Genomic DNA, 12,264 nt, shown 5'->3' on the forward strand with positions numbered 1-12,264 from the left:
GTCCGGCCGGGTGAAAGCATCACCCGCAGCCCAGACGTGAAGGTTGACACCGACGTCAGTCTGACTGAGAAGAACGTTTCGCACCTCAACAGTCAATTGCCGCCTGATCTTGCCCAGCAGGCGGTCGATCCAGTGAACCTGCCAGGCTTCGACTTACCGCAAGGGACTAACGGCCTGTTCCAGGTCAGCAATAACCCCAGCCATCCGTACTTGGTCGAAACCAACCCACGATTTGCTGACCTCAAGACCTTCCTAAGCTCCGACTATTTGCTCAACGCCCTGGGTTATGAGCCTGATCAGTCCATGCGTCGCCTGGGTGATGGGTTATACGAGCAACGCCTGATCCGAGAAGCGGTGGTCGAGCGGACCGGCAAGCGTTTCCTGGAGGGGTTGACCAGCGACGAAGAGATGTTCCGCTACTTGATGGACAACTCCATCGCCAGCAAGGATGAGCTGAACCTCTCGCCGGGTGTCGGGCTGACCGCTGAACAGGTCGCCGCGCTGACCCATGACATCGTATGGATGGAACCGCGCGAGGTGAATGGCCAGCAGGTGCTGGTGCCGGTGCTGTACCTGGCCCATGCCAATGATCGTTTGGCACCGAATGGGGCATTGATCCAGGGGCAGGATGTTGCGTTGATTACTGGGGGGGACCTGAAGAACCAGGGCACCTTGCGGGCCGAGAGCAACTTGCAGGCCATTGCTGGCAATGTCGAGAACACCGGCTTGATGGAGGCCAATGAGCACTTGTCGCTGTTGGCAACTAAAAGTATTCGTAACGCCATGGGCGGGATCATCAAGGGTCAGGATGTCAGCGCCAACGCGCTCACTGGCAATCTGATCAATGAACGCACTATCGGTACGACCAAGGGCCAAAACGGTATTTTCAAGTGGAGCCTGAGCACGGCGGATAATGCGGCGCGTATAGAAGCGGGCAATAGCCTGGAACTTAATGCCGGACTAAACGTGCAGAACGTTGGTGGTGCACTGCAGGCCGGTGGCGATGCCAGCGTGACCGCCGGTGCCAGTTTGCTGATCGTCTCCGCCGAGGAGAAGGACAGCAGCAGCGCAGTATTCAAGAAATCGAGTTCCAGCTACAGCCGGGTCACCCAACATCGCAGTGATGTGCAAGTGGGTGGCAGCCTCGCGGCCACTGCAGGCGGTGATCTCTCAGTACTCGCCAGCACCGTCAAGGCTGGTAAAAATCTGGAACTTTCTGCCGGCGGTAACGTGAACGTCGCTTCAGCGGCCAACGAGCTACATACCGAGTATCACAGCAAGCGTCGAGGAAAGAAGGTAGACCAGCAAGACGATACAGTACGTCAGCAATCATCTGTGATTGAGGCCGGGGGCGATCTATACGTCGACGCCGACAAGAATTTGAGTATTACCTCCAGTCATTTGAAGTCGGGTGGCGAGGCCTACCTGTACGCGGGGGAGGAGCTTTCACTAAAGGCGGCGCAGGACAGCGACTACCACCTTTACGACTACAAGAAGAAGGGCAGCCTCGGTAACAAGAAGACCCGGCGCGATGAAGTGACCGACATCAAGCATATTGGCAGCACGATCACTACGGGTGGTGACCTGACGCTTGTGAGTGAAGGCAACCAGCTGTATCAGGCGGCAAAGCTCGATAGTGGCAATGACATCACGCTGGACAGCGGCGGCAGTATTACCTTCGAGGCAGTCAAAGATCTGCATCAGGAGAGTCACGAGCAGAGTAAAAGCAGTTGGGCTTGGACTTCCGCTGAGGGCAAGGGCGCGACGGATGAAACCCTGCACCAAAGCCGACTGATCGCCAAAGGTGATCTGGTGATTCAGGCCGTGGATGGCTTAAAGATTGATCTTAAGGAGGTCACCCAACAGTCCGTCAGTCAGACCATAGACGCGATGGTGAAGGCAGACCCAAGCTTTGCTTGGTTGAAGGAGATGGAACAGCGTAACGATGTCGACTGGCGAAGAGTGAAGGAGGTACACGACTCCTTCAAGTACAAACATTCTTCTCTGGGCGGGCCGGCCGCAATGATCATTGCGATCGTCGTCACCTACCTTACGTGGGGCGCTGGTTCTGGACTGGCTGGCCTTGCACAAGGGACTTGGCAGGCCGCAGTAGCAGATACCATTACGAGTGCTGTCTTGTCGAATGCTGCCACTAGCACGATCAATAACCGCGGCGACTTGGGCGCTGTAGTTGAAGATGTTACTTCTCCAGAGGCCATTCGGGGCTATATCGTTGCAGGCATTACTGCTGGGCTTACAAAAGGGCTCTTTGATGGAATACTAAAAACAAATACAGACCCGCTCACCAAAGCTATTAAGGTTGACCTCACCAGCCTGGAAGGGATCGGCCGTTTTGCTGGCAACCAAATATTGCAAAACGGAACATCTACGATCCTTGATCGCGCTCTAGGTGGAGATAGCTCGTTGAGCAGTATCTTGCGCAGCAGCGTCGCCAGTACTTTCGCTGCTGTCGGCTTCAATTGGGTGGGGGATCAGACAAGTCCCGATAAATGGGATCTGAAAGACGGTAGCGTCGCAAAAGTTGGCCTGCATGCCATCATGGGCGGTCTCGCGGCGGAGGCCGCTGGTGGTGATTTCAAAACCGGCGCCTTGGCTGCTGGCGTTAACGAACTGCTAGTCGACGCTCTAGCCAAGCAATACAGCGAGATGCCCAAGGAGGAAAGAGACAGGCTTTTGGTAATGAACTCCCAAGTAATAGGAGTTCTTACGGCCACAGTGCAAGGAGGAGACCCAGCCAGCCTACAGACTGGTGCGTGGGTCGCTGCAAACGCAACGTCCTATAACCGGCTGTTGCACGATGAGGAAAAGAAGTCCTTAACTCAAGAGGCTGAAGCGCTTGAAGTACAGTTTGGTAAGCCGTCCTCCGACCTGTCTTGGGAGGAGGTCCTGCTTCTTGCCGCTAGTGCTCAAATGGATGCAGTAGAGAATGCACGATTACAGGCTCTTCTGGCGAGTTATCCTCCGGGAAGCCCTGAATTGCAGCACTTTAAAGAAGATTTGTTGATCGCGACAGCCAGTATTCAGCGTCTAGCTTCTCAAAACAGAGTACTTACTTGGAGTGATAAAAAGGCGATAACCGCCAATGGGTCAGAGGTTTATGCATTCCAATCCACTACTGAGCAGTTCCTCGATCATGGATTGTTTAATGCAGACTCGCCGTGGTCTCAGAGTGGTGGTAATAATTGGGCTGATGATCAAGGTGTTATTCCTGAAAGTTGGAAAGAGCAATTTGGTGAAAAAAATGCTGCTATTTATTTAAGAGAAATCGCTGGTGTTTCTAGCAGCCCTGCAGAGCTCGACGATCTGGTGCAAAGGGTGTCGATTGTACTGGGTGGGGGGGTTGGCAATGTCACATGGGATCTGGATGCCGCGCTTGCTCTTATAGGTGCCCCCGCTATACTAAGGGCTTTGCTATCGAAAAGGCTTGCTGCGGCTGGCGTTGATGTTGCAGTGGTCGGTGCAAAAGAATTTGGAGGTGCAATTGATGCTGGTTTTGACACGTCTACCCTGCGGAGTAAATTGCAGGGATACCTCCTTGATGTAGGGCACCCTCAAAACCAAACCAAAGCCACTTGGTTTCAGCAGGCTCTTGGCTTTGACAAAAATAATTGGGAGGCGTTGGCTTCGCAGATTAAATTTAACGAAGCAAAGGCGGTGTTGACAAAGACAAATAAATATGGGCAAACATTTGAGCAGAAAATTCCTATTGTCGGGACTAATGGGCGAATCATTGAAGTTCCATTTGTGTTTTTGAAAGAAAGCTCAGGTAATGTTCGTTTTGTAACAGGGAAGCCGGCAAAAAAATGAACACATTTTGCGAAAATGATGTAGTTACTCTCCGGGAAGGAGTAGAGGCAAAAATAATTGATGGAGATGTTTTATTTATGCCCGAAGGGACTGAGGGCACCATTGTTATGGTGTATGGTCGCGCTGAACAGCCCTCGGCCTACGAGGTTGAATTTTTTATTTCGAAGCAAAACGATTTTGCTTTAGCAACGGTGGATGCAGGTTTGCTGTGTAAGGACTGATTGTTCCAAGCGGTGACGGACTATCAGCTAGACGCGCTGGGCCATCAGCTTCTGACGCGGTACTGACCTCTGGGGCCGCCAAGCGGTGCTGGCTGGGGTGCGCTTTAAAGGATCGAATTCTGGATATATGTACAGCATTGATGCCGGATGTATTATCTCCTTCGCCGATGTGAGCGCGGCGTTCCCATTCCGAACTATAAGCTTCGGCACGTCCGACCACTGCGTGTCGACGTGCATATTGAATATCGCAACAGCTCAGCCCGCGGGCGCCCGAGCATTGAGACGTGGGTGTTCAACCGACGCCAGGGCCAGACGTGATTCCGAGGCTGCAAGATGCCTGAGTGGACAGCATGGCGCAGGGCGGGATGAACCTGACGGGTTTTGAAGAAGTCGACGGTGTGCTGTATGCGCAGGCGTGGTGGTGCGGGCAGACTGATGACCGGACTGCCTAAGGTCTGGCTGGCTGAGCTAAACGACCTTAGCGAACTGATCACCGATCCTGATGTACCGGCGGCGGTTCTTTTCGAGATGGCGTGCGCGGCTCGTCGACGGGGGGAGGTCGACAGCGCGCAGCTATCAGAAGTGCTGGAATTTGCTGATGCGGCTCGGTTATGGGCGCTCACGGAAAACGAGAAGGAATGGGGATTGGGATGGAACTCGAGTACCCGGCGGATAAATTGCTGATGTGTGGTGCCGGCAACGCGCGGCCCAGCTGTGAGTGCTTGCGTAAAGGAAGGGAATGGTCGGCAGAGCGCCGGAGGAGTGATAGGAAATCTGCGTGAGATTTGCGTGACTCTTGGAAACCTTTGAAAACACCTATGAGCAGTCGATTGCAGCGAGCGCCGAGTTAAGTGCCGTGTTTACAGGGGTTCCATAATTAGTGCACGCATGGGGTGCAAGGGGTCGAGTGTTCGAATCACTCCGTCCCGACCAAAATACTCCAAGAAATCCAGTCACTTAACGGTGACTGGATTTTTTTATGGGCGACCGTGCGCAAAATGCGCGCAAATCCATCCGGCGTTTTCCCGATATCGAGGTCGGCTTCCACTTCTGACCACACCCCATCTCCGTGCCCCTTCTGGTAGTTTCTGGCCATGCTTTTGGTGGTGTGCCGGCGATTTCTGTCCATCTTTCCTGGCCCGCTTGCACAAGTGGAGGGAGAGAGCGCACACCTCATGGAACCCGGCATTTTTTCCTCGTTGAGGCCGAGATAGCAGCCAGCGGCATCCCCATCCCACCCAATCGACTCCCAGATGCATAATGGCAGCGCGTTCACCGACCGCCTTCGGAGCCAACATGCTGCGTAATGAATCAAACGCCCCACCTGATCGCTCTCGATGGAGCGGCGAGCTATGGCTGGGTAATTACTATGCTTTGTTCCATGGCGTGGCTGGGCATTCCAGTGTGCATCGTCACTATGCGCACCAAGGCATCAGCCTGCAGATACCTGGTGAAGCCAACCCCTGGACGTGGGTAGGTTCGCTGAATCCGCATCGTGTCGATGAGCCCAGCGTGAGTATGTTGGCGGTCTATGCCGAGCCCATGGTTTACAACCTAAGCGACCTTCAGGCAGTCGCAGATTACAACCCAACAGCGCTATCAGCCCTGGCGCAGGCCATGCTGCACATTCCTCGTACTGAGGTGTCAGTACGTTTACAGCGGGCCTTGCAGCGAGTCGATGAACAGTTGGATGGCAAGATCAGCGCTGCTGATCTCGCGCATCAGGCACAGGTGTCGCAAAGCCACCTGCACCGTTTGTTCAGCGCGCGGCTGGGCCTGTCCATACGGCGCATGGTGCTTTGGCGTCGCCTTCGGCGGGCGCTGTGTCTTGTTTTTGAAGGCCACTCGCTAACTCAAGCTGCGCACGGGGCCGGCTTCGCCGATTCAGCGCATCTGTCACGCACCCTGCGCAATATGTTCGGTATCAGCGGGCAGCAGGATCTTGGTCAGGTCCGTCTTCGCGTGTTGCCATCCGATGATGGACCAAGTGCGGGGGTAACTGCGGGTCCTTGAGTGTCTTGTTCTTGGTTCTGAAAGGGTGAAGCAACTGGTCAAGGTAAGCATCGGGATAATCGGGTTGAGAGCCAATGCCTAAATCGTCAGGCTGCACTCTGGCATCTGGGTGTTTGAAAGCTGTACCGAAAAGGTGATCCCAGAAACTGAAGAACAGCGCAAAGTTCACGTCGCCGGCACGACCATATTTGATGTGGTGGTAGCGGTGTACCGGGGCCCAGGCGAACAATCGATTGAGCACTCCCACACGAATATCCACGTTGCTATGTTGCAGTAGCAGTTGAATACCGATCGCGAAGGCGAGAAGGCTGGCGATTGAAACAGGCAGCCCGATAAGAAGCAGGGGGCCAAGGCCAGCCAGCGCTTCCAAGGATTGGTGCAGAGGGTGCTTCATCAGGCCGTTGAATCCATACAGTCGCTTGGGGCTGTGATGAACGGCGTGGAGTCGCCACAGCAAGGCATAGCGATGGCTTGCCCGGTGCATCAGCGTGATGCCCAGGTCCGCCCAGCCGATCGCCAACAGCAGTTGCAAGAGCACTGGCCAATGGTGGGGCCAGACATCCAGTGTGGGCAGCACGACCGCAAGCCAAGGCAGCGCCATCAGGCTCAGGCCGTTGAGGCTTTCATTGATGAGCGCATGCAAAGTATCGCGTTGGCTGTCGCCTCGCGCTCTATTCCAGTCAGCTTCGAAAGGGCAATAGTGCTCGGCGGCGAAAGAGACCCCAATGGCGAGCCCCAACAGCGGTATCAGCGTCCACAAAGGCGTATTGAGCCAGTGGGTCATGCAACAAGCGACGCCGACAAAACCGGCGAAGAAAAGCGGGGCGTACAAAAGGCGAAATAGGGATGTCATGAGGGGCTCCTGATTGCAGAGCCCCATGGTCAGGTGGCATGGCGTCTTGAAGCTTGAACAAATCGCTCCTTGACCGAGGTGAAGAGGCTGAGCCTCTTCACTGTGCTTGCCCGGCAACCCGCGCGGTAGATCACCAGGTGAAGTTTACCGAGGTCAGCAGCGTGCGCTCGTCACCGTAGTGGCAGGTAGAGAAACTGCACTGCGCATAGCGTTTGTCGGTCAGGTTGTTGGCGTTGACGGTCACATCCCAGTGCTCGTCGATCTGGTAGCGCGCCATGGCGTCGAACAGGGTATAGGCTGGCATGGCCGAATCCATGCCCGAGGCCTGGGTTGTGCCCATGTAGCGAGCACCGGCGCCCACGGTCAGCTGCGGGATGCCCCAGTGGATGAAGTCGTAGCGGGTCCACAGGGCTGCCTGGTGGTAAGGCGTTTCGTCGGTACGTTGGCCCACTTCAGCGGCAATAGCGCTCTTGGTGGTGCGTGCGTCGGTATAGGCGTAGGTGGCGATCACGCTGAGTGCCTGGATGACATCCGCCTTGGCTTCCAGCTCCAGGCCGCGGGAACGTACCTCGCCGGTTTGGCGGTACTCGTCGGTAATGGGGTCCTGCTTGAGCACGTCGGTCTGGGTCAGCTCGTAGACGGCTGCGCTCAGCAGCAGGTTGCTGTCCTTGGGCTGATAGCGCACGCCCACTTCGTATTGCTTACCTTCGGTGGGGGTGAAGGTCTGGCCGGTGACTTCGGCAACGGAAACCGGGAAGAACGATTCGCTATAGCTGATATAGGGCGCCAAGCCGTTGTCCGCCAGGTACACCAAGCCCGCGCGCCAGGTGGTGGCTTCGTCGCTTTGGCTGGCCTTGGCGCCATTGCGATGCGCCGTCTGCTGCTGGTCAGCCCAGTCGTGGCGGCCACCCAGCTGCAAGACCCACTTCTCGTCGAACTTGATCTGGTCCTGGAAATAGACACCTTTCTGCAGCATATCGAGCTGCGAGCCACGGTCCAAGCTACGGTCTCTGACGACATTTACAGGCTGACCATAGTTGTAGCGACTCAGGTCCAGGTCGGTGGTTCTGCCTCGAAAGTTGTGGGAGTCGTAAGACGTGTCATAGCCGTCGAAACCAACCAGGAAGGTTTGCTCAACGCTGCCAAGCTGCCATTTCGATACGACATTGGTATCGCTGCCCAGGGTGCGGGCACGCTCCTGGCGATCACTGTATTGCCTTTGCAGAATGCCGGTGGTGGCCGCCTGATTGATCACAGCAGCGGTAACTGCCGGGTTGCCGGTCCTGACCTGCAGGTATCTCCACTTCACATCGGACTCGGAGTAACGCAACTTGTGGTTAACCGTGAAGTGCTCGTTGAAGTTGTGGGTAAATTCGTACCCTAGGGCCGACATCTCGCCGTTCATGTCGTCGTAGTCTGGCTCGCCGATAAAGTCGTGGCGGCCGATCTTGAACGCGCCGTCACCCGCACCTTTGACCAACTGATAGGGCAGGGGCGCGGGGAAACGCGTATCGGTCTTCTGGTAGAAGGACAGCAGGGTCAGCGATGTGTCTTCGTCAGGGCGCCAGGTCAGCGCCGGGGCGATATAGAACTTGTCGTCGTTGAGATAATCCTGCTGGGTGTCGCTGTTGCGGCTGAGCAGGGTCAGGCGATAGCTCAGGGTGTCGCTGCCGGCCAGTGGCCCGCTGAAATCGGCGGCGAGTTGCTTGCGGTCGTTGGAGCCCGCCTGCAGTTGCAACTGATGAAACGGCGTCTCGGTTGGGCGCTTGCTGACGCCGTTTACCATGCCGCCTGGCGAGAGCTGGCCATACAGCACCGAGGCCGCGCCGCGAATGACCTCCACGCGCTCCAGGCCATAAGGTTCCTGAATGCCGTCGTAGGAGTTGTTCTGCAGGCGCAGGCCGTCGCGCAGCGAGCCGCCGGTGGCGGATTCGACCGAGAAGCCGCGGATGCGGAAGCGGTCTGCAGTGCGGTTGAAGGCGGTCGAGCTGGCGGTGAACCCTGGGGTGTAACTCAGCGCCTGGGCCATCGTTTCTGCCTGGCGGTCGCGCATCTCGTCGCTTGTCACCACCGACAGCGACTGGGGCGTCTCGATGATTGGCGTATCGGTCTTGGTAGCGCTCATGTTGCGTTTGGCGACATAGCCGACCACATGCTCGGTGGGCTGTTCGACGCTTTGCCCGGTAACATTGGTGGCTTCGATTTCCACCGGCACAGTTGCGGGGGCCTGGTTGGCCTCAGCGGCATGCAGGCTGCCTGAGCCCAGGCTGGCCATGGCCAGCGCTAGTGCGGTAAGGCCGAAGGCGGGGCGTTGAGTGAAACGTTCGGGGCTTGGGTGTGTAACCTGGCGCATGGCGAAGGAACATCCTTTGATCTTCTTGTGTGTGCGCAAGGCGGAGGACTTTCTGTGATCCTTCACGCTAGTGCGCCGTGGCAGTCAGCAGTAGCGCGCGAACTGTACATGTGAATGAGAAGGATTTGTACTAGCGCAATATTTATTGTTATCAGATGAACGCTGCCGACAAGATGTTCAATGCCTGGGTGTTTCCCCGGCAAAGCTGATTGCAGAAGTGGAATGAGCCCTGCCAGGTTGGCAGCGAAGAGGTCGACAGGTTGGTCGAAAAGCTGCAACGGACGTTGCGCGGGGACTTGGATGTGGCAACTGTTTGCTATCGAGATCGAGCCGCTAGGGGGCCCGATCTCGGCATCATGGGCTTCTTTATCGAGGCCTGTTACGGCTCTTGGGCCAGGCGTCCGAGCAGCGCCTTGGCGGTGGTTTCAGACGAGGCCGGGTTCTGCCCGGTGATCAGGTGGCCATCTTCGACCACATGGACAGCCCAGTCCGCTTCCTTGCTGTACACCCCACCGTTGGCCTTGAGCATATCTTCGACCAGAAACGGCACCACTTGCGTCAGGCCCACGGCCTCTTCCTCGGTATTGGTGAACCCGGTAACGCGCTTGCCTTGGACCACCGGATGGCCTTCGGGGGCATGCACGTTTTTCAGCACCCCTGGCGCGTGGCAAACCGCTGCAATGGGCTTGTTGGCCGCGTAGAACGCTTCGAGCAAGGTGATGGAATGCTTGTCCTCGGCCAGGTCCCACAGCGGGCCGTGGCCGCCTGGGTAGAACACGGCATCGAAATCGTAGGGGTCGATTTGCGCCAGGGGCAGGGTGTTGGCGAGTGCGTTTTGCGCGGCGGGGTCGGAGCGGAAGCGGTCGGTGGCGTCGGTCTGGGCGTCCGGCTCGTCACTCTTTGGGTCCAGCGGCGGCTGGCCGCCCTTGGGCGAGGCGAGGGTGACTTTGGCATTGGCGTCGATGAACGCGAAATAAGGTGCTGCAAACTCCTCGAGCCAGAACCCGGTTTTCTTGCCGGTATCGCCGAGTCGGTCGTGGGAAGTCAGCACCATCAGGATTTTGTTCATGCGGGTCGGTCCTCCTAGTGTTTCAAGGCAGCGCGATTCGCGCTGCATTGTTGTGGGAGGGCGCCACGGCGCGGATGTTCCATCGGCTGCGTGTAACTTTTGCCGGTAGCTCAGCCCATGTAGACATTGAGCACATAGCCGAGCAACGCCAGCACCTCGGCGCACGCATGAATCAGTACCGGCACCAGCAAGCCACCGCTCGCGATGCGTGCCACGGCCAGCACGAAGCCGACCGCCACCAGCGCCACCATGGTGATCGCCTGCTCGTACTGGGTGTGAATGGCGGCAAACAACACGGTGCTCAGCACGATGCTCAGCCATTTCCATATGGTACTGCGCTCCCACGGCAGCAAACGCATGAGGAAGTGGCGGAACAGTAGCTCTTCGGCCAATGGCGGGAAGATCACCAGGCTGATGCACAGCAGTACGATCTGGCTGCGATCGAGGCCATCGAAGAAGGTCAGCATGAAGCTTTCGTCGGGGATATCGAACAGCGCCATCACCACCCCACACAGCACGTAGACCGCCGTGGTGGCCAGCAGCCCGTTGCGCAGGGGCCGTTGCAGCGTGTGCCCGGCAAAGGCGCGAGTAAAGCCCTGGCGACGATTTTGCAGGTAGTACAGCAGCAGTAATCCAACGCCGGCGTAGGCGATGCCGTTGAGCAGGTGCTGGTTGCTGAATTGCGCGTTGCCGCTGAGGGCGCCGGCCTGCACCGCAGCCAGCAGATTGCCCAGCACGTAGAGGCCGACTGCCAAGACGAACATGCCAAGGCGTTTGAACAAGTTGTAGGGCGATTGCGTGGAGCACGGTGGGGCAACGGCGTGCACGGAGGAGGCCTTGCAGGGCAGTGGTGTGGTCATTCTATGGTTCCGATCAATGGGCGGCGCGGCGTTTGCGCAACAGGGTCGCCAGCGCCACCGTCAGGGCGACGGCCAGAGCAACGGCGAGGGGGATGGTGAGCGCGATACCGGTGCTTTCGAGCATCCCCGCCACGGTCAGGTAGAACGCGATCACGCCGACGGCGCCGATGGCGTTGCCCCGAATCATCATCGCCATGCCGGGGCGCCCGTTTTGTAGTTGGGCGAAAACCACCAGCGGCCACGCGATGACTGGGATCGGCGCCAGAATGCCGCTGGCAGCAGGCCCCAACCAGCTGGCGAGGCTGGTTGTGACCATCAGCAGGGTAGTAGCGGCGACCATGCGCAGGGGGATTTCCCAGTAGCGGTGGCGCGGTGTGGCCAGGGCGTCGGGGGCAGGCTCGCGGCCGGTGGCGCGGATCAGCACGACAATCAGCAGCAGGGCCACGGCAACCGACAGGTACGGGCTGCCCCAATGGGTAAAGGCATACCCGGCCACGGCGTAGAACATCAGTGACAGCAGCGCCGCGCCAGCAATCCCGAGACGGCGGGTGGCATATAGATAGCAGGTGTAGGTGGCCTGCACGGCCGCGAGGCCGCCGAGTGCGCCGGGAACAGCGCCAAGGGCGAAGCCGTTGCCCTGCTCCAGGCACAGAAAAGTCATGACCAGCGCCGAGGTAATCGGCAACCCTGATAGCAGCCCACCCAGTAAACCGCCCCAACGGCGCGAGGCGAGGGACACCGCCCACATCAATAAAGGGGTGACGACGAGCTTGAGGTAGAGCAGGGTCATTGCGGGACGATCCGTGTTGAGGTGGCGCGGGGGGCTGGCATCTTGCCGGAGCAAGCATGGGTGGGCGAGCGCGGTGGGTCAAGCGGCGCGCAGGCTCTGGATCTTGATCTGGCTTCTAAGCGCGCGATAGCTCCCACGGAGGCTGTGCTCAACCGCAACATTGCTGGTTGGACCCAATCCTGTGGGAAACGATAGAGAGTTGTGGCGAGCGGGCTTGTCCCGCGTTGGGCTGCGCAGCAGTCCTGAAAACCCAAGGGTAATCCTCAGGGCTGCTACG

10 protein-coding genes and 1 pseudogene are annotated in these 12,264 nt (G+C 57.8%); 5 read left to right on the plus strand and 6 right to left on the minus strand.

Annotated features, from left to right (window positions below; genetic code table 11):
* The first annotated feature begins 36 nt into the window (after nucleotides 1-36).
* The 4 genes and pseudogenes from HU720_RS22615 (at nucleotide 37) to HU720_RS22625 (ending at nucleotide 4,733) form a co-directional block, all read left to right on the plus strand.
* Nucleotides 37-3,828 (plus strand): DUF637 domain-containing protein, encoded by a 3,792-nt coding sequence (locus HU720_RS22615; RefSeq protein WP_346656607.1) that lies wholly within the window; start codon nucleotides 37-39, stop codon nucleotides 3,826-3,828.
* The gene (locus HU720_RS22620; protein ID WP_186523110.1) at nucleotides 3,825-4,049 is read left to right on the plus strand and encodes a DUF4926 domain-containing protein; all 225 of its coding nucleotides are present in this window, start codon (nucleotides 3,825-3,827) and stop codon (nucleotides 4,047-4,049) included. Before HU720_RS22615 ends, HU720_RS22620 begins: the two co-directional genes overlap by 4 nt.
* A 147-nt stretch (nucleotides 4,050-4,196) precedes the next feature.
* Nucleotides 4,197-4,501, plus strand: a pseudogene (locus HU720_RS24645) (hypothetical protein).
* A complete protein-coding gene (locus tag HU720_RS22625; protein ID WP_186523112.1) occupies nucleotides 4,485-4,733 on the plus strand; it encodes a hypothetical protein in 249 nt (82 codons plus the stop codon). The pseudogene HU720_RS24645 and the gene HU720_RS22625 overlap by 17 nt, the downstream one beginning before the upstream one ends.
* A 232-nt stretch (nucleotides 4,734-4,965) precedes the next feature.
* On the opposite strand, the gene HU720_RS22630 is transcribed toward HU720_RS22625, so the two are convergent.
* Entirely contained in the window at nucleotides 4,966-5,325 is a 360-nt protein-coding gene (locus tag HU720_RS22630) for a hypothetical protein (protein ID WP_186523118.1), read from the minus strand.
* 20 nt (nucleotides 5,326-5,345) lie between these two features.
* Here HU720_RS22630 and HU720_RS22635 point away from each other — a divergent pair, with 20 nt between their 5' ends.
* The gene (locus HU720_RS22635; RefSeq protein ID WP_186523119.1) at nucleotides 5,346-6,062 is read left to right on the plus strand and encodes an AraC family transcriptional regulator; all 717 of its coding nucleotides are present in this window, start codon (nucleotides 5,346-5,348) and stop codon (nucleotides 6,060-6,062) included.
* Here the strand turns inward: HU720_RS22635 and HU720_RS22640 are convergent.
* The 5 genes from HU720_RS22640 to HU720_RS22660 form a co-directional block, all read right to left on the minus strand.
* Entirely contained in the window at nucleotides 5,974-6,915 is a 942-nt protein-coding gene (locus HU720_RS22640) for a sterol desaturase family protein (protein ID WP_186523120.1), read from the minus strand. The two genes, HU720_RS22635 and HU720_RS22640, sit on opposite strands and share 89 nt — an antisense overlap.
* A 130-nt stretch (nucleotides 6,916-7,045) precedes the next feature.
* Nucleotides 7,046-9,190, minus strand: a complete 2,145-nt coding sequence (locus HU720_RS22645; protein WP_186523129.1) for a TonB-dependent siderophore receptor — start codon at nucleotides 9,188-9,190, stop codon at nucleotides 7,046-7,048.
* A 457-nt stretch (nucleotides 9,191-9,647) separates the two neighbouring features.
* Nucleotides 9,648-10,337 (minus strand): type 1 glutamine amidotransferase domain-containing protein, encoded by a 690-nt coding sequence (locus HU720_RS22650; protein ID WP_186523121.1) that lies wholly within the window; start codon nucleotides 10,335-10,337, stop codon nucleotides 9,648-9,650.
* A gap of 110 nt (nucleotides 10,338-10,447) precedes the next feature.
* The gene (locus HU720_RS22655) at nucleotides 10,448-11,197 is read right to left on the minus strand and encodes a CPBP family intramembrane glutamic endopeptidase (RefSeq protein WP_186523122.1); all 750 of its coding nucleotides are present in this window, start codon (nucleotides 11,195-11,197) and stop codon (nucleotides 10,448-10,450) included.
* Between the two features lie 13 nt (nucleotides 11,198-11,210).
* Nucleotides 11,211-11,987 (minus strand): hypothetical protein, encoded by a 777-nt coding sequence (locus HU720_RS22660; RefSeq protein ID WP_186523125.1) that lies wholly within the window; start codon nucleotides 11,985-11,987, stop codon nucleotides 11,211-11,213.
* Between the last annotated feature and the right edge of the window lie 277 nt (nucleotides 11,988-12,264).

Origin of the sequence: Pseudomonas sp. SWRI51, from assembly GCF_014268825.1 — a bacterium.
Taxonomy (GTDB): Bacteria; Pseudomonadota; Gammaproteobacteria; order Pseudomonadales; family Pseudomonadaceae; genus Aquipseudomonas; species Aquipseudomonas farsensis.